This window comes from Heliomicrobium undosum, assembly GCF_009877425.1.
Lineage (GTDB): Bacteria > Bacillota > Desulfitobacteriia > Heliobacteriales > Heliobacteriaceae > Heliomicrobium > Heliomicrobium undosum.
The window spans coordinates 78,873-101,988 of the sequence record NZ_WXEY01000004.1 but is presented as its reverse complement, the minus strand read 5'-3'; the positions used below and the strand labels follow the sequence as shown (position 1 = coordinate 101,988).

Here is a 23,116-nt window from a genome sequence, read left to right as displayed (position 1 = left end):
TCCTCTGAAACTGCGGTTACCAGAAAGACCGGGGCATGAAGCGCTGCAAAAAACGCACCGGCTGGCCCAGCACGTCCTCCGGCGTCAGTTTCCCCCGAAACCGCTCATCGGCAGCGGTGGCCACCACCGGGAGGTCCAGTTCCCGGGCGGCGGCGTCGACGAGACGCGCCCCTTCCCGGATGATCGCCAAGTCCGTCTCCTCCGCCAGATGGGTGTTGTTGAGCAGGCCGTGAACAGGCCCGAGGCCGCGCACATGGTCGACGATCTCCTCGACAGAGGAGGTCATGGGCCGGGAGGCGTTGATGACGGCGATGATGCGCAGGTCCTGGTCATCATGAGCGCCGTGAAGCAGGTTGAGCGTCTTGGAGCCCTCGACGCCGTAACCGATGTCCAGCACCAGGTCGCCTTCGCGACGCAAAGACCAGAGCATGTCGCCCCGGATCAGGGTCCCCGCCTCACCGAGGCCCATGGTGGCGCGTGTCTCCCAGGCGACCACCTGCAACCCCTTTTCCTCCAGTTCCTTTTTGATCGGCCGGAGGGTGTAGAAAGGCTCGACGATGTCCAGGTCGACAATCGTCACCGGTTGACGGCCCTGCGCCAGCAGTTCCAGGGCGCGGTTGACGGCGTTTTCACTCTTTCCGCTGGCATACTCGCCCACGTAGGCCTCGACGACCCGTTGGCGTTCCGTGCCGGAAATGGTCACCACCTCCGCTAGCGTGTATTTTTCCCGCCCATTGACAATTCATGCCCGTTAATCCGACGGCTTTCTCTTTTTTACAGCCTTTTTGGACGCAAAACACTAGGGGGGAGATGCCCCTAGTGAAAAAATATCAAGCAATACGGTGGCTATGTCACCCAGTTGTAGTGAAACATTGGATTCCAGTCAACGATAGATTACCAGTTTGATCTGTACGTTGCAAGCTCGGCGGCTGAATTCATAATTGACGGATTTTAGTTGGGAAAACGAACGCCTTTCTGTTTCCACAAAGAGAACAGAAAGGCGAGATTCACCATAAGCAACGAAGTCATCGGTACCGCTAGAATCTAGAATTTCAACAGGTTCAGCCCAATCTCTTCATTAAATTCTCGATCCACATGACCATCGATCCCGTCGATGATAATCTCCCCGGTGCAACTGATCGTGGCGGCCGAGAGATGCCCGCCGAAGGCGGCGTTGGTGGCGTCCGTCAAGGTGACGTGCAGGTGCAGGTACGCCTCTCCGTTCAACTCACTGATGTTTCCGGCAAGGCTGGCGATCTCCATGTCACCGGTCACTTCCCGGGAATGGTATTGTTTCGTCACCGATTCGAACAGGCCGATCGTAGCGCGACCGACCGCGCCAATCCCTGATACAGCACCGAGCCGGATGAGTCCTTTTTTGCACGACCTGAACCCACAACCGGATTGAGGGTTTCCTTCGGTAACGGCAAGAAAAACCGCCCCTCGCTGATCCTACATCGGATCTCGCAAGGGGCGGTTTTCATCAGCTACCGATTCGCGTCAGTCGAGCAACGGTTGCCTGAGACGGTTGCCTGGGGAAACTTCCCGGAGCACTCTCCGGGCAAAACCCTTAGAACGACGCCAGTCGCTTGTACATCTCGTACCGTTCTTTGGCGTCCTGCTCCATCTTGCCGAAGAGCAGGTCTGCCTGTTCGGGGTAGGAGCGGACGAGGGCGTTGAAGCGGACTTCACTCATGATGAAGTCGCGGAAGGACTCGGAGGGCTCTTTCGACTCGAGGAGGAAGGGGTTCTTGCCTTCTTCCTTGAGTTCGGGGTTGAACCGGTAGAGGTGCCAGTAGCCGGACTTGACGGCGCGGGCCATCTCGATCTGGCTGTTGGCCATGCCGGACTTAAGGCCGTGGTTGATGCAGGAAGCGTAAGCGATGATCAGGGAGGGCCCTTTGTAGGCTTCCGCTTCCTTGATGGCCTTGATGGTCTGGTTCATGTCGGCGCCCATGGCGATCTGGGCGACGTACACGTAGCCGTAGGACATGGCCATCATGCCCAGGTCTTTCTTCTTCATTCGCTTGCCGGCGGCGGCGAATTTGGCGATGGCAGCCAGCGGCGTCGCTTTCGAGGACTGACCGCCGGTATTGGAGTAGACTTCGGTATCCATGACGAAGACGTTGACGTCTTCACCGGAGGCGAGCACATGGTCGAGACCGCCGAAGCCGATGTCATAGGCCCAGCCGTCGCCGCCGAAAATCCACTGGGACTTCTTGATCAGGTAGTCCTTACGGTCGGCGATTTCCGCCAGCAGGGGGTTCGACTGGCCTTCGAGCAGGGGCAGGATCTTGGCGGTGGCCTGCTTGGAGGCTTCTGCGTCGTCCATGCCGACGAGCCACTCGTTGAAGGCAGCCTTGAGGGCGGCGTCGATGTCCAGGGTCAGGGCTTCGCGGACCAGATCGGCCAGCTTGGCGCGGATCTTGCTGACACCCAGGTGGATCCCGTAGCCGAACTCGGCGTTGTCTTCAAAGAGGGAGTTGGCCCAGGCCGGCCCTTTGCCTTCCTTATTGGTGCAGTAGGGCATCGAGGGCGCGCTGCCACCCCAGATGGAGGAGCAACCGGTGGCGTTGGCCACGATCATGCGGTCGCCGAAGAGTTGAGTGATCAGCTTGACATAGGGTGTTTCGCCGCAGCCGGCGCAGGCGCCGGAGAACTCGAGGAGGGGCTGGGCAAACTGACTGCCCTTGATGGAGTCGAGCTTGAAGAGGTTGTCCTTGATGGCGAGGGTGGTGGCGAAGTCCCAGTTCGGCTGCTGGACGAGAACCTGGCTGTCCAGTTCCTTCATGGCCAACGCCTTTTGCTTGGCCGGGCAGGTGTTGACGCAGACGCCACAGCCCTGGCAGTCGAGGGGCGTGACCTGCAAACGGTAGGTCAGGCCTTCGAACTGCTTGCCGCCGATGGCTTTGATGGTTTCAAAGGCGGCCGGCGCTTTGGCTTGTTCTTCGGCATCAAGCAGGAAGGGACGGATGGCGGCGTGGGGGCAGACGAAGGAACACTGGTTGCACTGGATGCAGTTTTCCTTGATCCACTCGGGGACGAAAGCGGCGACGCCGCGTTTTTCGTACTGGGAGGTGCCTACGGGGAAGGAGCCGTCCGCCGCGTCGGCAAAGGCGCTGACCGGCAGCTTGTCGCCCTGGAGGGCGTTCATGGGCGAGAGGATTTTTTCGATGAAGGCCGGCACGTCTTTCGTAGCGGCGGCTTCATCGGCGGCTTCGGCCCAGGCGGCGGGAACATCGATCGGGACGAGCGCCTCGATGCCCTGGTCGACGGCGGCGGCGTTCATGGCGACGATGGCCTCGCCTTTTTTGCCGTAGGCTTTTTTGATGCCGTCTTTCAGGTATTGCACGGCTTCTTCGATGGGGATGACGTTGGCCAGTTTGAAGAAGGCCGACTGCATGACCATGTTGGTCCGGTTGCCGAGGCCGAGCTTCTTGGCGATGTGAACGGCGTCGATGATGTAGAAGCGGATCTTCTTCTCGGCGATGGTCCGCTTGATGCGGGCCGGCAGTTTTTCATCGAGCTCTTCCGGCGACCAGATGGTGTTGAGCAGGAAGACGCCGCCGGTTTTAAGCCCGGCCAAGAGGTCGTAGTTGTAGACGTAGGACTGGTTGGAACAGGAGATGAAGTCGGCGTTGTGGATCAGGTAGGGCGATTTGATCGGCTTGTTGCCGAAGCGCAGGTGGGAGACGGTGACGCCGCCGGACTTCTTGGAGTCATAGGCAAAGTAGGCCTGGGCGTACATGTTGGTGTGGTCGCCGATGATCTCGACGGCCTGCTTGTTGGCGCCGACGGTGCCGTCAGAGCCGAGGCCCCAGAACTTGCACTGGATGTTGCCTTCGGGAGAGGCGTCGATGAACTCGCCCGTCGGCAGGGACAGGAAGGTGACGTCGTCGACGATGCCGATGGTGAAGCCATTTTTGGGCTCATCTGCCTTGAGGTTGTCAAAGACGGCCTTGATATCGGCGGGCAGCACCTCTTTCGAACCGAGGCCGTAGCGGCCGCCGACGATGACAGGCTTGCAATCGGCGTCGTAGAAGAGGGTGCGCACATCTTCGAAGAGGGGTTCGCCGAGGGAACCGGGCTCCTTGCAACGGTCGAGGACGGCGATCTTTTTGACCGTCGCGGGCAGGACGTTGAAGAAGTACTTGGCCGAGAAAGGCTTGTACAGACGGACCTTGATCAGGCCGACCTTTTCGCCGCGGGCCAGGAGGTAGTCGATGGTCTCTTCGATGGTCTCGCAGGCGGAGCCCATGGCGACGATAACACGATCGGCGTCGGGGGCGCCATAGTAGTTGAAGGGCAGGTAGTCACGGCCGGTGAGCTTGCTGATTTCCTGCATATATTCGGCCACGATGTCAGCAACGCCCTCATAGTAGGGGTTGCAGGCTTCTTTGGCCTGGAAGAAGATGTCAGGGTTCTGGGCGGTGCCGCGGACGATCGGGTGTTCCGGATTGAGGCCGCGCTTGCGGAAGGCCCGGATGGCCTCATAATCGACAAGCTTGGCGAAATCGGCGTAATCGATGGTTTCGATCTTCTGCATCTCATGGGAGGTGCGGAAACCGTCAAAGAAGTGGAGGAAGGGCACGCGGGACTTGATGGCCGCCAGGTGGGCGACGCCGGCGATGTCCATGACCTCCTGGACGCCGCCGGAGGCCAACATGGCCCAACCGGTCTGCCGGCAAGCCATGACGTCAGAGTGGTCGCCAAAGATGCTCAAGGCGTGGCCGGCCACAGCGCGGGCCGACACGTGCATGACGCCGGGCAGGAGTTCGCCGGAGATCTTGTACATGTTGGGGATCATCAAAAGAAGACCTTGGGAGGCGGTGTATGTAGTCGTCAGTGAACCCGCCGACAGCGCGCCGTGGACAGCCCCGGCGGCGCCACCTTCGGATTGCAGTTCGGCAACAGTCACCGTCTGACCGAAGATGTTCTTTTTGCCTTGGGCGCTCCACTCGTCGACATACTCCGCCATGTTGGACGAGGGGGTGATGGGGTAGATGGCTGCGCACTCCGTGAACGCATAGGAGACATAGGCGGCAGCCTTGTTCCCGTCCATCGTTTGCATGACCTTGGACAAGCGTAACGCTCCCCTTTCAGATGGAATATTCAAATATATCGAATATTAGAGCAATTCAAAATTGCCCCAAATTCGATTTAGGGGGGTAATTATTCGACACCCGACTTTTTCCTCCTTCTTTTTTGCGCAAAAAAAAGAGGATTGTTTCAAATAAAATCCGGATCTATCCGATGCCCGCCGGGATTCCCAACAGAAATTATAGCGAAAGGGTCGCGATATAGCAAGTATTCACAAGATCATGAAATATTTCAACATTATTAAGAGCAGCATGCCCGGGATGCCCAAAAAACCGGCGATGAGCGCGCTGGCCGGGTTCAACGGCAGGGTCAGGCCGAAGGGCGCGCCCAGCAGGTTCGTTCCCCCGAGCATCAGCACACCCAGCAATGAGTTGAAGGCCAATGTAAAGAGCCAGCGCATGGGCCGCCAGAAGAAATGGCCGGCCACCATGAGCAGCAACACACCGGCGCCGATCAGGACCAACTGTTCCGTCGTGAGATTCACCGGTCTCTCCCTCCCCTTTCTCAGATTGCGGCGGAGCCCCGAGCGAACAGGGGACTCCCACTACCCAATCTACGCTTGTCCCGCCATTTCAGAACGAAAAGGGAAAAAGAGGCAAAACAAAAAACCGGCTGCAGGCGCTCGTTCCGCCTTCAGGCCGGTTGTCAATTCTACAATTCGCGCCGGCCTTCCATCGCCCGCAGCAGCGTCACCTGATCGGCGTACTCCAGGTCGCCGCCCACCGGCAGACCGTGGGCGATGCGCGTCACCTTGACGCCCATGGGCTTGATCAGCCGCGCCAGGTAGGCCGCTGTCGCCTCCCCCTCGACAGTGGGGTTGGTGGCGACGATCACTTCCTTTAACTCCGGGTCGGCAAGCCGGGCCATCAGTTGGCTGATCCGCAGCTGCTCCGGCCCGACGCCCTCGATGGGCGACAGGGCGCCGTGGAGCACATGGTAGTGACCGCGGTACTCCCGCGTCTTTTCGACGGCCACCACGTCACGAGGCTCCTCTACGACACAAATGACAGCCCGGTCCCGGTTCGCGTCGCCGCAGATCCGACAAGGGTCGCGATCGGTCAGGTTCGTGCAGACGGAACAGTAGAGGGTCTTGTCATGGGCCTCCACGATGGCCTTGGCGAGGGCGACGGCTTCGCTCCGCGGAACATGGAGCAGATGAAAGGCGAGCCGCTGGGCCGTTTTCGGCCCCACCCCCGGCAATTTGGACAGTTCCTCGATCAGCCGTCCGACCGGTTCCGCATAATAGAGCATCGATTAGAACATACCGGGAATCTTCAGACCGCCCGTGACCTTGGACATCTCCTGGCTGACCATCTCCTGGGCCTTGCGCAGCGCCTCGTTGACCACCGTCAGGATCAGGTCCTGGAGCATCTCCACGTCATCGGGGTCAACGGCTTCCGGCGCGATGGTGATGGACAGGATCTCGTTTTTCCCGTTGGCGACCACCTTGATCGCTCCGCCGCCCCCGGTGGCATCGACGGTGCGCTCGGCCAGTTCCTCCTGGAGTTTGGCCATATCCTGTTGCATCTTTTGCACTTGTTTCATCATCTTTTGCATGTCGCCCATTTTCCCGAACATCGGCAATCCCCCTCCCAGCGTTTGGCGTCAGTAGTTTACCACAATTCAACAGCAATATAAAGCGCCGGACCGCAAAAAATAACACTGCCGCGCAAACCGGTCCCGGTCTCGCGGCAGTGTTACCGACTGGGTACTAAAATAAATACCCCTCCCCTTGTTATCTCGGCGCAGGTTGCATCAACGCGAACAGCAGCCCCGTGATGGCAACGGCCAGGAGGACAAGGTCCGTGTTAATCCACGAGGTCATCTATCTCCCCCCCTTCCTGTGGTATTCCGGTTGATTGCGGTGGCGCTTATCCTGCTGACATCCGGTACTACAGGCTATGCTCGCGTTAAATTTCTGTTAAGCATTTTAAGATTATGTGAAGTATAGTGGATCCATACCGCTCTGTCAATGTTTTCCCCCAGTGATTTTCCGGCGTCCTTGCGTATTTTCAGACCTTTTCGCGCACATTGAGATGGACGTGGGCGCGACGACGAAGACGAGAAGGGCTTGCGAAAACACAACGACGGCAACGATGACGACAATGGAGGTAATGCACAGATGAGCGGTCGTGAAGACGGCAAAATCGCCCCCGACGCGAAGAAATTGGAACTGGAACTCAAGGAGGGGCTCAATCCCGACGATTTCGAGGAAACGCCGGATGTGGCGCGCGGTCCCGTCCGCACAGAGATGCTCGTCGGAGAGAAGGGCGAAGAAAGAACACCTTCTTGACGGGGCATGCTAAGCCGGGGGTGGTGTGATGCAGCGACGCCTGTTGGCTCGCCTGGTTCCCATGGGGCTTCGGGGGTATATCATGTACAACCTGGCCCGTCTGGGAATCCGCTGGACCATGCGCAACCGACGCTGGTTGCAGTTCCGGTAGCTCCACTTCCGTCCGGTTTCATAGAAAAAGGCCGGGGGCGATCATCGCCTCCAGGCCTTTTTCTATTGCGCTGTCCTATTCCAGTCCGTCCAACGTGTCATCGTCGTCGAATTCCACAGGCAGGTTGGGGTCTTGAAAAACCTTGTCACGGATATAGGTCGGATCGGCCCAGGGCGGGGACACGCCGCCTGATCCCGCCGCCTTCGCCGGCGCCGGAGGGCGGTTCCCCCCTTGCCGCTGCTGCGGTTCCCCTTTGGGCGTCCACTGGCTTTCATGGCAGAGTTGAATCAACACCGGCCTGCTCAGGGCCTTGGAAAACTCCTCCTTGAGGGCGTTCACCACATCGCTCAATTTCGGATCGTTGGGCTGGTCATAGAGGGTGTTGTTATGGACCAAGACGACCCGGTTCTGTTCAACGCCAGCCAAACGCGTCTGTCCCCGCAGGATGGAGCGTTTCAACGGGGAGATGCGCTCCAGCGCGGCAGCGAGCACATCGGGCCAGCAGGCGTTGACCTGGTCAAAATGGATCGGCGCTTCGGCAGGCTTGGCCGCCGCTTTTGTCTCCTCATCCGGTGAGGGGATGGTTGCGGAGGGCATTGGAGGGTTTGCGCGCCGGGGCGCCTCCGAATAAGGGCTGGGGCGCTTTTCACCGGAAGCCGCGCCCTGGTGCTCGACTACCTGCTGCATCTCCCGCAACTTGGCCTCGAGGCTCTCGACCCGCCGCCGGAGGGCGCGCATCTCCATGTCGGCAGCACCGACGGCCCCACCCGAAGCCGGTGACAGTGACGCCGCCGGGGCGTTGCCGGCGCCCGGGCCTTGGCTCAGCGCTGTCGTTGTGCCAGGGGCAGAGCCAGCCATCGCTGTTCCAGCGGCTACGCCGACAACCGCGCCGGTCGCCCCATTCCCCCACTCCCGGCGGGCGATGCGGACAAAGGCCACCTCCAGGAGGATGCGCGGATGGGTTGTCCACTTCATGTCGTTTTCGGCCTGGCTCAACAGGGCGATGCAGGCTTGCAGGTCGGCCGCGCTGTAGACGTGTCCTGTCTCCTTGACCTTCGCGGCGATGTCGTCGGGCATGTCCGCCAGATCGGCGGCGCCCGGCACCGTCCGCAGGATCAACCGGTCCCGGTAGTGCTCGATCAGATCCCGCGTCAGCGGCCGCACCTCTTTGCCCCGGTTGATCAGGTCATTCAGTTGCATCAGCACATCGGAGAGCCGGTCTTCCGCCAGGCCCTGGGTCATTTCATAGAGTATCTCGTCGGCGACAGCGCCCAGGATGGCCGTCACGTCGCCGCTGTTGATCTCATTTCCGGCGTAAGAGACGCATTGATCGAGGATCCCCAGGGCGTCCCGCATGCCCCCTTCGGCCTTGCGGGCGATAAAGGACAGCGTCTCGCGAGAGGCCGCAATCTCGTGATGGCGGCAGATCCGCTCCAGTCGGTCGACGATCTCGTTGATGCCGAGGCGGCGAAAGTCAAAGCGCTGGCAGCGGGAGAGGATGGTGGCCGGGATTTTGTGCACCTCTGTCGTGGCCAGCACAAAGATCACGTTGGCCGGCGGCTCCTCCAGCGTCTTCAAGAGGGCGTTGAAGGCCTCCGTCGTCAGCATGTGGACCTCGTCGATGATGTAGACCTTGAAGTTCCCCTCTTGGGGCGCGTACTTGACCTGTTCGCGCAACTCGCGGATCTCATCGACGCCCCGGTTGGACGCCGCGTCGATCTCCAGCACGTCGTGGGAGGCGCCCGTGTTGATGGCGCGGCAGTTAGGGCAGTCGTTGCAGGGTCTCACCGGGCCATGGCCGCTGCAATTGAGCGCCTTGGCCAGGATCTTGGCCGTCGTCGTCTTCCCCGTCCCCCGGGGGCCGCAAAAGAGATAGGCATGGGCGATCCGCTGGTAGGCGATGGCGTTCTGCAAGGTCCGGCTCACATGCTCCTGGCCGACCAGTTCCTGAAAGCTCTGGGGTCGCCACTCCCGGTATAGCGCCAGATAGGCCATGACATCCTCCCACATCTCCGCCGGTCCGCCGAGGCGACCCAGCTGGCATTACGCTTACATACAGAAAAAAGATGGCTTACACCATCTTTTCTTACCGATACAACTGCAAAATATAATTATGGCCGTGCACCCGACTTCGAACACTGGCTTCCGGGCGTTACCCCTGTAGTTAACTCAGACCAGGCTCCCCTGCGGCACCCGAAAGGGCCTACTTACCGTTGCTTCCTCCCGGACCTGGCGGGGTTCATAGGTTTCCGTTGCGCAGGACCCAATCTTCAACGTCACTTGCAGAAGCCAGACCCCACAAGTCAGGCCCTCAATTCGGGCATCCACCCCGCTGTAGCGGATTGCGGGTGACAAGGCACCGCTAACGCCCCGTGTAGCACGGCCAATCTTCACGTAGAAAAGGCAACCGAGGTTACATGGATCCGGTTACCGGGTAGTTGCTGGCGGAGAGAGAGGGATTCGAACCCTCGAGACAGGTTTTGCCCGCCTACACGATTTCCAATCGTGCGCCTTCGACCAACTCGGCCATCTCTCCGTAGGTCTACATAAAAATAGTATATCGATGGAATAGACAAAAGTAAAGCGGAATACGGTGGGAACCGATCCAACGGTTGCCCAGTTCAGGGCTTCCGTAGCGCGGCGCATGCTAACTATAATACCCTAAATCAGGTCTCATGTCAATGATGAAAGGTCTTCCAACAGCCCCATATCAAGACCCGGTTCCCCCATGCCGGACCAGCCCCAGCAAAGCGTCAATTTCCTGCATTTTTCCTTTCCTTCCCCCTGGTTTCACTGGTATCATCATTATATATGCGCATTTCCCCTTCACTCGTCGTCCAGCGATATCGACCGGGAGGATCCATGCCATGGTCAGACTGGACAAGCCGGAACAGTTTAAAAAAAACATCATCGGTTATTCGGCCCTGGGGATCCTTACTATCGGGATCTTGATCGCCCTGGTCAGCATCATCCCCCTCTATAATCACTTGCAAAGTGATTCCGAGCAGCGACTGGTCGCGGCGCTCCGCTCCCGGACCATGGTGCTGGAACAGTTTTTGTCGAGGGGCCGCGAGGTCACCCTTCAGGTGACCAGCCGCAGTCAAATCAAAAAAAGCCTCTCCGCCTACTATCACGGCGAGATCAGCCGCCAGGAACTGGCCGTGTATACGGCTGAACGGCTGAAAGAAGCCCTGAACCCGGAAGCCGGCGTCATCGGCATCACCCGCTTTGACCGGGATGGACAACCGGTGGTCCGAGTCGGCGTCCCGTTGCCACAGGAATGCCCCTGTATCGCGGGAGACAACAGCGGCAGTCCGACCATCCACGGCCCCGCGTTGATCGAAGGCACGCCCGCCCTCCTCGTCAGCGCGCCCATCACCGCAGCGACCGGCGACGTGCTCGGCTACGATACGGTCATCTTCCGATTGGACGGGTTGCGCCGGATTTTGGAAGACAAGGCGGGACTTGGCGATACGGGGGAAGTCTTGCTCGCGCGCGTCCGGGGAGGGCAGGGCGAGCGTCTGTTCAACCTTCACGAGGCGCCCCTCCCCTCTCCCTTCCCTATTGACACAAAAGCCCCTGTCGGGGCGGCACTCCTGAAAGCGGTCGAGGGACAAAGCGGCGTTTACAATCCCCATTTGTTTTTGGCCCCTCACAACATCATCGCCTACGGTCCGATCCCGGACACTTGCTGGGCGATCCTGGTCATGATGAGTTCCGACGAGTTCTACGCTCCCATCCGGGTCCAGATCAGCCTGCTCGCCGGCGTTATATTCGGATTAATCGTCCTCGGCGTCTTGGCGATCACCCTACTACTGCGCCCCTTGACCGGCAAAATCATCATTCAGACGAGTGAAATGGAAGCAGAGATCCAGCACAAAACCCTAGCCTTGGAAAAGGAACTGCAAGAGCGCCGGCAGATGCAGGCGGCCTTACTACTGGCAAAAGAAGAAGCCGATGTGGCCAACCGCGCCAAGAGCGCCTTTCTGGCCAATATGAGCCATGAAATCCGCACCCCTATGAACGCCATCATCGGCATGGCCGACCTGCTCTGGGAGACACCGCTCAATGAAGAGCAAAAAAAGTTCGTCCACATCTTCCGCGACGCCGGCAACAACCTCTTGGCGCTGATCAATGACATCCTCGACTTGTCCAAAATCGAGTCAGGCAAACAGGCGTTGCAGCCTGTTGAATTCTACCTGGATAACCTGGTCAATGATACGATGACCCTCTTCTCCACCCGCGCCCAGGAAAAAGGCCTCGAACTGACGGCGCAACTGCCCGATGATGTCCCTCGCCTCCTGCTGGGCGACGCCGGCGTCCTCCGCCAGGTGCTCTTCAACCTCCTCGGCAACGCCATCAAGTTCACCGAGACAGGCGCCGTCTCCCTCCTCATCGAAGTCGCTGACCCGGAGGTGTTGCAATCCGGTCAACCGGTCCACCTGCGCTTTTCCGTCGTCGATACAGGCGTTGGCATCCCACCGCAGTGGCAGGACCAAATCTTCGACAGCTTTACCCAGGGCGACGCCTCATTGACACGGCGATTTGGGGGAACAGGCCTCGGCCTCGCCATCTGCAAGCGCCTCGTCGAACTGATGGGCGGGCAGATCCGGGTCGACAGCGAACCGGGAAAAGGCAGCGCCTTCACCTTCACCGCTTGCATGGTCGCTCTTCCGCCGCCTCACCTGCTCCCCGCCGTATCCGTGGAGAGCCGTCTCACAGAATCGGCGGGAAGCTCGGAGCAAGCGACGGGCCTGGACGGACGGCAAAGCCACCCGCACTGGGAAACAATAGAGGGAACAACCGGAGAAACAACAGGGAATCTAGGGGAAACGGCAGGGGCTCTAGGGGAACGAGTAGAAACCGCCCAGGAACCTCCCGTCGACATTCTGCTCGTTGAAGACTCCCCCGTCAACATCCTGCTGGTGCAACTCTATCTGAAGAGCACCGGTTACCGGCTCGACGTGGCCGAAAACGGAGAAGAAGCCGTCGCCAAGTTCAGCCAAAAATCCTATGCCCTTGTGCTGATGGACATCTCCATGCCGGTGATGGACGGCTACCAGGCCACCCGGGAAATCCGCAGCCTCGAAGCAGACCGGGGAACCCCTCCCATCCCCATCATTGCCCTGACGGCCAGCGTGTTCCCGGAGGACCGGGAACGCTGCCTTGCCGCCGGCTGCGACTCCCTCCTCGAAAAGCCGGTGAAAAAGCATCAATTGCTGTGTGCCCTGGACCAGCACCGGCTCTTCTCTAGCGAAGAAAAGGACGGGGAGAAAGCGTAAAAAACGGAAGCAGCGGGCTCGTCGCATAGCCCGCTGCTTTTTTACATCGCCGGATCAGTGGTCCGAAGCACCAGCGCCATCAGTTCATCAAAATGCTCGATGGCGATCTCCGCCAGCCGGGGATCGAACTGGGACCCGGCGTGCCTGCGCAGTTCCTCCTGAATGACACCAGGCGGCAATCCCTTGCGGTAGGGGCGATCGCTGGCCATGGCGTCAATCGCGTCAGCGATGGCGATCACCCGGCTGGCCATCGGAATCTCCTCACCGCGAAGTCCGAGGGGATAGCCTTTTCCATCAAAGCGTTCATGGTGGTAATGAACGATATCGGCCACCTTCCGGAACAGCCCGATGGGCCGCAGCAGTTCGGCGCCCATGGCCGAGTGGCTTTTCATCTCGGCAAATTCGTCGGCGCTCAAGGGTCCCGGCTTTTGCAGGATGCTTTCCCGGATGCCGATCTTGCCCACATCATGGAGCAGCCCGGCGATGCCGATCGTTTCGATTTCCCCGTCGGAAAGTCCCGCCAGGCGGGCAATCGCCCGCGACAGGAGCATCACCTGTTCAGAATGCCCACCCGTATAGGCGTCGCGCATGTCGATCGCCCGGGAGAGGGTCTTAATCATCTGCCAGAAGGCGTTATTCAGCGATGCATAGGCATTGGCGTTGTTGAGGGATATAGAAACGGCCTGGGCCATCTCGGTCAGGCGTCCCGCCGTCTCATCAGTGTAATAACCGGGTTCCCGGCTGCTGACAATGATGGCGCCCAAGGCCTTCTCCCCGGCCATCAGGGGAACATACACCGTCGAATGGTACCCCAAGGCCAGCAGTTCCTCCTCTTGCGGGCTCATCGCCTCCCGGCTCAGATCTGCGCAGATCCGCAACTGTCCCTCCGCCGCCACTGCCAACAAGCGCGTTTGATCGAGGGGAATCGAATCGGACACGATCCCCGCTCCCTGAGACTCCCAGATGTAAAACTCGGCTGTCTTCTTTCCCTCTTCCCACACGGCGATGGAGATCGCTTCCGCCGGCACACGCGCCTGGATGTGGGCGATAATCGTCCGGATCACCTCGTCCCGGCGCGTGTTTTGCGCCAATACGCTCCGAAAGATACAGTCCAGCGACTCCAGTGTCTCCACCTTTTCCGCCAGGCTCGCTGTGGCTTTGCGGATCTCTTCCTGCAGCAACGCCTGGTGATCAGCCACAGCCGCAGCCATCTGGTTAAAGGCGACAGCCAACGCAGCTGTTTCCTCCGTCCCTGCCTCTGGGACGCAAACCGTCCGATCGCCGTCAGCCATACGACGCGCCGCCTCCCGCAAGCGCACCAGGGGGAGCGTTAGTCGGCGGCTGACCCAGGCGGAGAAGGCGACCGCTACGATCGAAGCCAGGCAGGCGACTGCCGCCGAATAGTCGAATCGTTGCTTCTGTTGTTTTCGAAGGTCTGTCATCCGCACCGCGATTTCCACGGTTCCGAGGTTTTTGTCGAGGTCCAACACGGGCACCTGCTCGATCAGCACATCCGCCACATAGTGTGTTTTTTCCCGCTGGGTCACCACATGGCCGTTCGCATCAAGGACGCGCACATACTGGATGTTCGGCTGGTTGAGAAGCGCCCAGGCCAGGGAATTGATCCGCTCAACGTCCCCTTTTGGCAATTCCGGTCCGACAGCGCTCGCCAACAGATTGGCGCCGGCCAACGCCTCATTACGCAGCGCCTCTTCCAACTGTGCTCGTTCCGTGCGAATGAAATGCCCGGCCATCACCAAAATCCCGGCGAGGCTCAAGGCCGTCAAGGCGAGCCAGAAGCGAAAGGCCGTCCCTCGAATCCCTGACACGGTCATCGCACCTCTCCGAATCTTCGCGCCTGCATTCCCTCAAGGCGTACAGGGAGAATGCCGCATCCCCCGGTTTCCTACGTTATATTAATTATGAACATTCTTTAGACGATTTGGCAAGACAAAGATATCCGGCGGCGCCACCGGCAAAAAAACAAATCAGGGAGTCGCCCCCCTGATTTATCGTCACTTATGTCATTGCTCGCCTTGTCGACAGCTTTGCCAAATGGCCAAAGAGGATTAGTGCATAGGGATACTAGTCTTTCAGGACGAAGTAGAAAGGAATGTGGAGGAACAGGAAGAAAAAGGCCAGGATGTGGGCGACGTTAAAAGTGGGGCTGTACATTTCCATTGAGCGTACACCTCCTTTTTCCACATTTTTCCTGAGCACTGGTCAGCGGTCTCCCTTGCGACCAGAACTCGGCTATATATAGTTTAACGTATTCGACGCTATTTTGGTTATTCCTTTTTTGAAAAAAAATTAAACAAACATGGCGCTTCGCCTAAGTGAAGCGCCTTTTCTCATCTTGATAAACCCTTGACATGACCGCCCTCCTTCAACGCAATGTTGTCCAAACTTGAAGGATTTTCCTCGCTCTAAAAAGAACGTTGACCCCAAAGGCAGTCCTTGTAGAAAGGATGAACCACCGTGACGCGTATCCTGATCGTTGAAGACGAAGCGAAGCTCCGGCAACATACGGCCCAGTTTCTCGCTGCCGAAGGGTTCTCCGTCAGTGAGGCCGGCGACGGACTGGCGGCGTTGCAAAGCTTCCGGACGGAAAAACCGGATCTGATCCTCCTCGATATCCTGCTCCCCGAACTAAACGGCATCCAGATCTGCCGAATCATCCGTCAAGAGAGCGCAGTCCCCATCCTGATGGTGACCGCCCTCGGCGGCGAGGAGGACGTGCTGGACGGTCTGGAAAAGGGCGCCGATGATTATATCGTCAAACCTTTCCGTATGCGCGAACTGGTGGCGCGGATCCGGGCGGTCCTCCGGCGGCAGTCGCTGGCTCAGGCCCCCCAGTCGGTCCTCTATCTCGGTGAACTCACCCTCGACATCGACGGTGTCCGCCTCTTGAAAAAGGGCGAAGAGGTGCCATTGACGGCCACCGAGTTTCGCCTGCTCGCCATGATGGCCAAGCAGCCGGGGCGCGCCTTCACCCGGTTGCAACTCTTAGAAGGCGCTATCGGCGAGGCCTTTGAAAACTACGAGCGCACCGTGGACACCCATATTTTCAACCTGCGCAAAAAAATCGAAGACCGCACCGGCAAACCGCGCTATATCCAAACGGTTTTCGGTATCGGTTACCGCTTTGGAGAGCAGCGATGAGGCTGCGCAAGCGCTTTTTCCTCTACTTTCTGGCGCTGATCCTCTTGACGGCAGGCCTCAACCTGGCAATCACCGCCTCGGGTAGCAAGCTTTCGTTCGACCGGTTCACCGCCCAGTTCCGCGATGCCTTCGCCGAGGCCGCCGGGGTGGCGATCACCGCCCACTACCGCGCCCATGGCGACCTGGAAGGACTGACGGAAGAGGCCGTCACCCCACGGGAACTGGTGGTCCGCTTCCCGCGCCAGTTTGAGAGAGACCCGGACCATGGTCCGCCACCTTTCGTCAACGTTCCCGGCGGAGGCACCTGGACTGTCATCGTCGAAGACAGCGCCGGTCAAATCGTCCTCGGCCCCGAGGGAACGACTCTTGCCGGAGCGCATGCCGGCTACGCGACAGCCTATCCTCTCGAGGTCGACGGCCGCCGCATCGGCCTCTTGCGGCTCTTGCCCAAGGAAAACAGCCTCCTGGAAACGGCCCGCAACTTCCTCATCGTGCCCCTTGTCATCCGCCAGGTCGGAACGGTGATCATTGCCTCCATCATCGCCCTGATCATCGCCTTTTTCATCTCCAATCGGTTGATCCAACCGATCGGCGTGCTCGCCGAAGCGGCCCGCAGTATCGCCCGGGGCAACCTGGGCCACCGGGTCACCCTGACCGGCGGCGACGAACTGGGTGAACTGGCGGCAGACTTCAATACCATGGCCGCGCGCTTGGAGGAAGACCAGCGGCTACGCCGGCAGTTGCAGGCCGATGTGGTCCATGAACTGCGCACCCCCCTCGCCGTTTGCCAGAGCCTCTTCGACGCCCTGGAAAGCGGCGTCGCGACCTGGGACAAAGAAGCGCTGACAACACTCCAGGAAGAAACGGGGCGGATGAACCGCCTTGTTCACGACCTCCATGCATTGAGCAAGGCGGAGACGAGACAACTTTCCTTCTGCAAGGAATGGCTCTATGTGGGGGACCTGTTGGAACGGCTGGAGGAATCCTTCAGCGCAGCAGCCCGGCAAAAGGGCGTCTCCTTTACCGTCACCGCAGAAAGAGAAACGGCCGGGACCCTCCTCTATGTCGATCCCGACCGCACCGTTCAGATTTTTCTTAACCTCTTGCACAACGCCCTCCGGCACACCTGCCCCGGCGGCTTCATCTCCGTCGACACCCAGGTCCGGCCGGGAGGCATCGCCATCGCCGTCCGGGACAGCGGCTGTGGCATCGCCCCGGAGCACCTGCCCCATATCTTCGACCGCTTTTACCGCATCGATGAGAGCCGGACGCGGCGCACCGGCGGATCCGGCCTCGGCCTCGCCATCGCCCGTGAATACGCGCTCTTGCAGGGCGGTTCCATCTCCGCCGACAGCGTTCCCGGTCAGGGATCGGTGTTCACTGTTTATCTGCCGACAGAGGAAGAGCCCCTCCCCCCGCAGGACCGGTGAAGCGGATCTTCAACTCCACCACTTCGGCGCGGCTTCCCACCCGGATAGGCGGTCCCCAGGTGCCGAAACCGGAGGATACGACCGCTGTCATCGCCCCCCGTGTAGAGAGCCCCCAATCGTTCTCGTAGAGACGCCCAGTGATCAGACTGCCGGGAAACAACTGCCCGCGATGGGTATGGCCGGAGAGTTGCACATCGACGCCTTGGTTCTCCGCCTCCTCCAGGTGAAAGGGTTGGTGGTCCATCAGCAGCACCGGCTGGGCGCGATTGACGCGCGCCATCAGTTCGTCCAGTTCCTTGCGCGGTTCGCCGGTAAAGCGTCCCCGCGAGAGATCGTCACGGCCCACGATGGTGACGGCGCCGCCCACTGTCACCGTCTCGTCGCGGAGCACCCGCACACCCGATGCCTCGAGATGGGTAAAGATCTCTTCCCACTTGCCGCCGATATACTCGTGGTTGCCCGGCACGGCATAGATGCCCAGGGGCGGTTTCAGCCGGCCGAAGGTCTTTTGCATCTCCTGCTCGGAAAAGGCGCCGGGATCCTCATCGATGACATCGCCCGGCAAGAGCACCAGATCCGGTTCCATGGCCTGGACCAACTCGACCATCCGGGTGAGCCGCCCGTTATGTACGAGCAGTCCCAGATGCAGATCCGAGACGACGGCCACCTTCAATTCTTTCATCTCTCCGGCGTCCTTGGCGATGGTCGCCTCATAGCGGACCACCTCCGGGTTCCGGGCATTCCAGGCGCCGTAAGCGACAATCGCCGCGATCAGGGCGACGGCGACCATGCCCGCCCGAGCCGCCGCCTGCGGCGCCGCCAGCCAGTGTTGCGGCAGGAAGTGCAGGAGCCGGTTCAGACCAAGCACCGCCTCCACCGCCCCGAGCAGGAGGACGATGTAAATCAACGCCCCCAGCCAGTAAGCGCCCAGCCGGATCATCGCCTCCGTAAGCAATGCGGGCAGCTTGCCCTCTGTGATCCGCCCGAGCGGGTAGGCGGCAGCCAGCAGGACGAGGGTGGCCCAATATGTCCATCCCTGTCCCGCAGGGACCCAGTGGCCGAAGGCCTGCCATCCCCGGAGACCGATCCAGTAGTGGAGCAACCCATACAACGCGAAAATAATCGCCAAGACTGCAACAAACCTCATTGATGTCCCCCCATCGCCGCCGCTTTTCATGCTAAATTACACCCTACCATGGCGCCGCCCGATGCGCAAGTTTTGCCGCCACGTACGCCATGCTGGCCGGTGAATCGCTGGGGCTGGGCACCTGCATGATCGGCGCCGCCGTCACCTTCTATTGATAGGGGGCCCACAGGGGGTTTCATTTCGGATTCATTATGACAACTGAATGTAACCATTTGTAACAAAGAGAAGGAGGGGCGACCGGCAGCCCTCCTTCTCTTTATTACGCAGAATTATCCCAAATCCCACCAAAGTATTTGTCATTAAAACCTTGAATAAATTTACATTAAATGCTACATTTAGAATGATTATATTATTTTTGTCTTTTCCTGTCCCTCCTACGAGAATTGAGTTGTATCCTTACACCAGGGAAGGCTCAGAAGATGCAACAACCCTATGACCGATTGGGAGGTTCTTCAATTGAAACGTGATGAACGGACAAACAAAAGGGAAGCGAGAAAAGCCTTTTTACAACTTGTCCGACTCAAGCGTGACGAAGCGCTGCGCTTTATGGCCCTCGGGGATGTGGATAACGCCGTAAAGACATCACGGGAAGCAGACCTGCTTTGGGAACAATACCTCGCCACAACGGCCAAGCGCGCAAGCCGGCGCGGAGATAGCGCACAGGCCTCCGGCGGGCTCTATGAAGCCTCGTCTCTTCTCGATGCGTAAGCAACAGTGAACAGCAAAAGTCCCACTGCCGGCAACACGGCGGAACTGAGATAAATAGCGCCAAATCCCCAGAATTCGCTGAACCCCGCCCAAAAAGCGCCTACCGTCACGCCAATGTCGAAAAAGCTCGTGAACACCCCCATGGCGCTCCCCTTGACCGATGGAGGGGTGCGCCGGAGCACTAACACGGTCAGTGCCGGATACATGAGGCCGAAACCGAGCCCGTACAGAAGGGCCACCGCCAACAGCGTCGCCAGCGTCTCTACGAAGGCGAGGGCGAAGACGGACAAGGCGATCAGCGCCAGCGACACCTGGACCAGCGACACCTCAGCCCGACCGGAGAGACGCTGCATGACGAGCCGGGAAAGGATAATCGCCAAAGCGTTGGCGGTGAAGAACCACTCAAACCCGGCAATCGCCCGCTCCCCGGCAAAGAGGGGCAGCATGGTCACGATGGCCCCGTTGGTAAAGGTGATGAAAAACAAGGTGAAACCGGGGATGAGCACATCGGGGCTGCGGAGCAGTTGACCAAAAGGGACCACCGTGGTTGCGCCTGTTTCAATTGCTGCTCTGGACGCTCCCCTATCGCTTTTAGCGCGCGCTTCTTCTCCGGGCAACTCGGCCTCAGTTGATTCCGCCCCATACGCCTCCGACTCCGACCTGTTTCGTGGCAGCTTGCGCACAAAAGGCAGCAGCGCCCCCGTCAGAAAGGCGCAGGCGAAAGACAGGGTCAACAACATTGTCGTTCCCCAGCCCTGAAACAGGAACAGTCCCAAGGAAGGCGCCAGTCCCTTGGCGATCACCAGGGAGATGCTGTGGATGCTCACCGCCTGACTCAAACGGGGCGCGTCGACCATCTCGGCGAGTTCCGACAGAGACGAAACGGTAAAAACGCCGACAGCATATCCGTAGATCAACTGGACCAGCGCCATCTTGGGGATGGAAGGCGAGAGAAACAAAAAGGGCGCCGGCAGGACGGCAAAAAAACAGGACCAGAAAAGCGCTCTTCGTCCATACCGGTCGCCCAAATAGCCGGCGATGACGCGCAAAAAAAGGGAGCCCACAAAAAAGACGCCCATGGTCATCCCGATTTCCAGTTTGCCGGCGCCGAGCGCGTCCAAGGTGATCGGAATCACCGGCATCAGCAGGTAGTAGGCGCTGATGAACAGGGATGTAGCCACGAGCAAGGCGGCGAAGGGTTTTGTAAACAACGGCAGCGACGTCGCATCTCCCATGCCGGTAGTATCCCGGGCGCTTATGGCAGCTATACGGCTGCCTTTTTTCTATCCAAAAAAGGGACCCCCGGATTGTTCTCCGGGAATCCCTTTATGCGACAATGGGCGAATCAGGCCTTTACTCAGACACGAAAATTGATTATAATAAACAGACGACCATTGTTTTTTAGCAATCATTACATTATCCCATTTTATTATATCAAAAATCGCCCCTTTTGTCAAGCGTCACGTGAAAACCGCGAGGAGGTTCAAATGGACAAGGAACAACAACGCCACCAGGAAGAACTCCAGTACCTGGCGCAAACGGAGCAACTCCTCCAGACCCTTTTGAACCGCGAACTTGACCAGTTGGAAAGTCGCAAAGAAGCCCTCATCGAGGCCAGAAGGGACATGTGGGAGAACACGGTCCACTCCTCCCGCGACTTCACCCGGCTGACCGAGATGAACCAGTACCTCGTCGGCGTCAACCAGCAGACGGCCGGTTATGTGAACACGCTCAAACAGGTCGCCAAATACAAACACATGATCGGCTCGCCCTACTTCGGCCGCGTCGACTTCATCGAGGACGGATACGAGGAAGCCGAAAAGATTTATGTGGGCCTGCACACCGTCATGGAGCCGGAGAATCACCAGGTCTTCGTCTATGACTGGCGGGCGCCCGTCTCCAGCATCTTCTACCGGCATGAACCGGGACGGGCAGCCTACGAGGCTCCCGGCGGCATCATCGAAGGAGAGGTCCTCCGCAAGCGACAGTACAAGATCAAAGATGGGCAGTTGGTCTACTTCTTCGATTGCAACGTCGTGATCACCGATCAGATCCTGCAGGAAATCCTCAGCCATAACGCCTCGCCGAAGATGCGCACCATCGTCGAGACGATTCAAAAGGAGCAGGACCGGATCATCCGGGACCGCGAAACAGATCTGCTCATCGTCCAGGGCGTCGCCGGCAGCGGCAAGACCTCCATCGCCTTGCACCGCATCGCCTACCTGCTCTACGAAGGCCACCGGTCCCGCCTGACATCGAACAACGTCCTGATCCTCTCGCCCAACGCCGTCTTCAGCCAGTACATCTCCCATGTCCTGCCTGAACTCGGCGAGGAGAACGTGGCCCAGACAACCTTCGACGACATCGCCGCCTCGGCCCTGGCCGGCCGTTTTGCCGTGGAGAGCCGGGCCGAGCAGTTAGAAGGGCTCCTCCAAGCGGAAGATAGCCGCACAGCCTTCCGCCGCCAGCGCGCCATCGCCTTCAAGGGCTCCCGCGCCTTCGTCACCCTCCTCGACCGGCTGCTCCGCCACTGGGCCCACCGGGTGATCCCCTTCGAGGATGTCTTCTATGACGGCGTCACTGTAGAGACGCGGCAGCAGTTAAAAAACCGCTTCTTACACAACAAGATCGGCCTCCCCATGGCCGTCCAACTCCGCCGGCTGGAAGAAACGGTCCTGAAAAAAATCGCGCCCTTGCAAAAGCGGCGGCTGAAGCGGATCGAACCGATCGTCACCAAAAGCGAAGGCCGCGATTTTGAGATCAAATCCTTCAGCCGCCTCTTATCGATGAAAGAAACAAAGGCCTTGCGCCGCCGCCTCCGCCGGTTTACCCGTGTCGACTACGGGCGCGTCTATGAAACCCTCTTCGCCCAGCCGAAACTCTTCGCCCGCCTCGCCAGGGGACTTTCCTTCCCTGGAGACATGACGGAGAAAGAGATCGAAGCGCTGATCGCCGAGACCAGGGACAGGCTCCGCCGGGGACAAGCCCGTTATGAGGATGCCGCCCCCCTGCTCTACCTCAAGTTCCGGCTCGAAGGCGCTTCCCTCTACCCGGAAATCAAGCAGGTCGTCGTTGACGAGGCCCAGGACTACACGCCGCTGCAGTACGCCATCTTCGCTACTCTTTTTAAGGAGGCGCGCTTCACCGTCCTGGGCGACATCCACCAAAGCGTAGAAAAAGAGGGCGACCTGGGGCTCTACGACGAAGTGGTCGAGATCCTCCGGAAGCCGCAAACCCTCCGCCTTTATCTCGAGAAAGGGTACCGCTCCTCCCAGGAGATCAGCGCCTTCGCCCGGCAGGTGCTGGGAAAAGATCAGAACGGCATGTCCTTCGAACGCCACGACGAGGCGCCACGCATCGTACACGCCGAGGATAGCGCCGCCATGGATGACGCCGCGGCTCATGACGCCGCCGCCTTTGTTGACGCCGGTTTTGGGACCGTCGCCATCATCTGCAAGAGCCAGCGGGAAGCGGCAGGCCTGTATGACCGGCTGAAGGACAGGCTGGACGTGAAACTGATCCAGCCCCGCGAAGGATGGGTCGAAACAGGCATCTCCATCGTTTCCGCCTATCTCGCCAAAGGGCTCGAGTTTGACGCCGTCATCGTCTACGGCGCAGATGAAGGCCGTTACAGGAGCGACCTGGATCGGCGGCTGCTCTACATCGCCTGCACCCGGGCGTTGCATCGCCTGATCGTTTATCATACCGGCGACAGCAGCCCCTTTTTACCTGGCCCAGGGAAAGCCGCGACAGGTTTCATATAAAAGCGGCAGGCCTTTTCTAAGACGTGTCGAAAAAGAACGTAATGCCAAACAGCCATGCCAAGGTGAGCGCATGACCGTC

16 protein-coding genes, 1 tRNA gene, 1 other RNA gene and 1 pseudogene are annotated in these 23,116 nt (G+C 59.4%); 7 read left to right on the top strand and 12 right to left on the bottom strand.

All coding sequences use genetic code 11. The features are described 5' to 3' along the window. Nucleotides 1-16 precede the first annotated feature (16 nt). The 6 genes and pseudogenes from GTO91_RS05730 to GTO91_RS05705 form a co-directional block, all read right to left on the bottom strand. Nucleotides 17-703: a hypothetical protein gene (locus GTO91_RS05730; protein WP_161256211.1), complete on the bottom strand. Its 687-nt coding sequence runs from the start codon at nucleotides 701-703 to the stop codon at nucleotides 17-19. Nucleotides 704-1,044: 341 nt separating this feature from the next. Further along, nucleotides 1,045-1,371 (bottom strand): annotated as a pseudogene (locus GTO91_RS05725) (PPC domain-containing DNA-binding protein); the annotation flags it as partial. A gap of 199 nt (nucleotides 1,372-1,570) precedes the next feature. Then, nucleotides 1,571-5,071, bottom strand: a complete 3,501-nt coding sequence (nifJ, locus tag GTO91_RS05720; RefSeq protein WP_407929516.1) for a pyruvate:ferredoxin (flavodoxin) oxidoreductase — start codon at nucleotides 5,069-5,071, stop codon at nucleotides 1,571-1,573. 240 nt (nucleotides 5,072-5,311) lie between these two features. Beyond that, the gene (locus tag GTO91_RS05715; protein ID WP_161256206.1) at nucleotides 5,312-5,584 is read right to left on the bottom strand and encodes a pro-sigmaK processing inhibitor BofA family protein; all 273 of its coding nucleotides are present in this window, start codon (nucleotides 5,582-5,584) and stop codon (nucleotides 5,312-5,314) included. A 167-nt stretch (nucleotides 5,585-5,751) separates the two neighbouring features. Then, entirely contained in the window at nucleotides 5,752-6,351 is a 600-nt protein-coding gene (gene recR / locus GTO91_RS05710) for a recombination mediator RecR (protein ID WP_161256203.1), read from the bottom strand. Nucleotides 6,352-6,354: 3 nt separating this feature from the next. Beyond that, on the bottom strand, nucleotides 6,355-6,678 hold the full coding sequence (locus GTO91_RS05705; RefSeq protein ID WP_161256200.1) for a YbaB/EbfC family nucleoid-associated protein: 324 nt from the start codon (nucleotides 6,676-6,678) through the stop codon (nucleotides 6,355-6,357). Between the two features lie 544 nt (nucleotides 6,679-7,222). Between GTO91_RS05705 and GTO91_RS05700 the strand changes: the two genes are divergently transcribed. Together GTO91_RS05700 and GTO91_RS18350 are read left to right on the top strand one after the other, a co-directional pair. Then, on the top strand, nucleotides 7,223-7,393 hold the full coding sequence (locus GTO91_RS05700; protein ID WP_161256197.1) for a hypothetical protein: 171 nt from the start codon (nucleotides 7,223-7,225) through the stop codon (nucleotides 7,391-7,393). Between the two features lie 28 nt (nucleotides 7,394-7,421). Continuing rightward, complete coding sequence (locus tag GTO91_RS18350) at nucleotides 7,422-7,544, top strand: hypothetical protein (RefSeq protein WP_268894817.1); 123 nt, start codon at nucleotides 7,422-7,424, stop codon at nucleotides 7,542-7,544. Nucleotides 7,545-7,619: 75 nt separating this feature from the next. Here the strand turns inward: GTO91_RS18350 and dnaX are convergent, their stop codons facing one another. The 3 genes from dnaX to GTO91_RS05685 all read right to left on the bottom strand — a co-directional run bounded on the left by dnaX (nucleotide 7,620) and on the right by GTO91_RS05685 (nucleotide 10,080). Beyond that, nucleotides 7,620-9,539: a DNA polymerase III subunit gamma/tau gene (gene dnaX / locus GTO91_RS05695; RefSeq protein ID WP_161256194.1), complete on the bottom strand. Its 1,920-nt coding sequence runs from the start codon at nucleotides 9,537-9,539 to the stop codon at nucleotides 7,620-7,622. Nucleotides 9,540-9,661: 122 nt separating this feature from the next. Continuing rightward, nucleotides 9,662-9,927: signal recognition particle sRNA large type (ffs, locus tag GTO91_RS05690), an RNA gene on the bottom strand. A 59-nt stretch (nucleotides 9,928-9,986) separates the two neighbouring features. Next, nucleotides 9,987-10,080 (bottom strand) — tRNA-Ser (locus GTO91_RS05685). 331 nt (nucleotides 10,081-10,411) lie between these two features. Between GTO91_RS05685 and GTO91_RS05680 the strand changes: the two genes are divergently transcribed. Beyond that, nucleotides 10,412-12,826 (top strand): ATP-binding protein, encoded by a 2,415-nt coding sequence (locus GTO91_RS05680; protein ID WP_161256190.1) that lies wholly within the window; start codon nucleotides 10,412-10,414, stop codon nucleotides 12,824-12,826. Between the two features lie 41 nt (nucleotides 12,827-12,867). Here GTO91_RS05680 and GTO91_RS05675 read toward each other — a convergent pair whose 3' ends face one another. Further along, the gene (locus tag GTO91_RS05675) at nucleotides 12,868-14,661 is read right to left on the bottom strand and encodes an HD domain-containing phosphohydrolase (RefSeq protein ID WP_161256187.1); all 1,794 of its coding nucleotides are present in this window, start codon (nucleotides 14,659-14,661) and stop codon (nucleotides 12,868-12,870) included. A gap of 643 nt (nucleotides 14,662-15,304) precedes the next feature. Here GTO91_RS05675 and GTO91_RS05670 point away from each other — a divergent pair. Both GTO91_RS05670 and GTO91_RS05665 read left to right on the top strand, forming a co-directional pair. Beyond that, nucleotides 15,305-15,988: a response regulator gene (locus GTO91_RS05670; protein WP_161256184.1), complete on the top strand. Its 684-nt coding sequence runs from the start codon at nucleotides 15,305-15,307 to the stop codon at nucleotides 15,986-15,988. Further along, nucleotides 15,985-17,418, top strand: coding sequence for a sensor histidine kinase (locus GTO91_RS05665; RefSeq protein WP_161256182.1), 1,434 nt, complete (start codon nucleotides 15,985-15,987; stop codon nucleotides 17,416-17,418). Before GTO91_RS05670 ends, GTO91_RS05665 begins: the two co-directional genes overlap by 4 nt. Here GTO91_RS05665 and GTO91_RS05660 read toward each other — a convergent pair. Further along, nucleotides 17,366-18,547 (bottom strand): metallophosphoesterase, encoded by a 1,182-nt coding sequence (locus GTO91_RS05660; RefSeq protein ID WP_161256179.1) that lies wholly within the window; start codon nucleotides 18,545-18,547, stop codon nucleotides 17,366-17,368. The two genes, GTO91_RS05665 and GTO91_RS05660, sit on opposite strands and share 53 nt — an antisense overlap. A 474-nt stretch (nucleotides 18,548-19,021) precedes the next feature. Here GTO91_RS05660 and GTO91_RS05655 point away from each other — a divergent pair, with 474 nt between their 5' ends. Then, nucleotides 19,022-19,273, top strand: coding sequence for a hypothetical protein (locus GTO91_RS05655; protein ID WP_161256176.1), 252 nt, complete (start codon nucleotides 19,022-19,024; stop codon nucleotides 19,271-19,273). On the opposite strand, the gene GTO91_RS05650 is transcribed toward GTO91_RS05655, so the two are convergent. Further along, a complete protein-coding gene (locus tag GTO91_RS05650) occupies nucleotides 19,243-20,508 on the bottom strand; it encodes an MFS transporter (RefSeq protein ID WP_161256174.1) in 1,266 nt (421 codons plus the stop codon). The two genes, GTO91_RS05655 and GTO91_RS05650, sit on opposite strands and share 31 nt — an antisense overlap. Before the next feature lie 252 nt (nucleotides 20,509-20,760). On the opposite strand from GTO91_RS05650, the gene GTO91_RS05645 reads away from it, so the two are divergent. Continuing rightward, nucleotides 20,761-23,037 carry a HelD family protein gene (locus GTO91_RS05645; protein ID WP_161256171.1) on the top strand — a complete coding sequence of 759 codons (2,277 nt, stop codon included), beginning with the start codon at nucleotides 20,761-20,763 and terminating at the stop codon, nucleotides 23,035-23,037. Nucleotides 23,038-23,116 lie beyond the last annotated feature (79 nt).

Coding starts and splice junctions, on each gene's coding strand:
- GTO91_RS05700 (WP_161256197.1), top strand. CDS start 7,223: ATGAGCGGTCGTGAAGACGGCAAAATCGCCCCCGACGCGAAGAAATTG.
- GTO91_RS05675 (WP_161256187.1), bottom strand. CDS start 14,661: ATGACCGTGTCAGGGATTCGAGGGACGGCCTTTCGCTTCTGGCTCGCC.
- GTO91_RS05645 (WP_161256171.1), top strand. CDS start 20,761: ATGGACAAGGAACAACAACGCCACCAGGAAGAACTCCAGTACCTGGCG.
- GTO91_RS05650 (WP_161256174.1), bottom strand. CDS start 20,508: ATGGGAGATGCGACGTCGCTGCCGTTGTTTACAAAACCCTTCGCCGCC.
- GTO91_RS05665 (WP_161256182.1), top strand. CDS start 15,985: ATGAGGCTGCGCAAGCGCTTTTTCCTCTACTTTCTGGCGCTGATCCTC.
- nifJ (WP_407929516.1), bottom strand. CDS start 5,071: ATGCAAACGATGGACGGGAACAAGGCTGCCGCCTATGTCTCCTATGCG.
- GTO91_RS05680 (WP_161256190.1), top strand. CDS start 10,412: ATGGTCAGACTGGACAAGCCGGAACAGTTTAAAAAAAACATCATCGGT.
- GTO91_RS05705 (WP_161256200.1), bottom strand. CDS start 6,678: ATGTTCGGGAAAATGGGCGACATGCAAAAGATGATGAAACAAGTGCAA.
- dnaX (WP_161256194.1), bottom strand. CDS start 9,539: ATGGCCTATCTGGCGCTATACCGGGAGTGGCGACCCCAGAGCTTTCAG.
- recR (WP_161256203.1), bottom strand. CDS start 6,351: ATGCTCTATTATGCGGAACCGGTCGGACGGCTGATCGAGGAACTGTCC.
- GTO91_RS18350 (WP_268894817.1), top strand. CDS start 7,422: ATGCAGCGACGCCTGTTGGCTCGCCTGGTTCCCATGGGGCTTCGGGGG.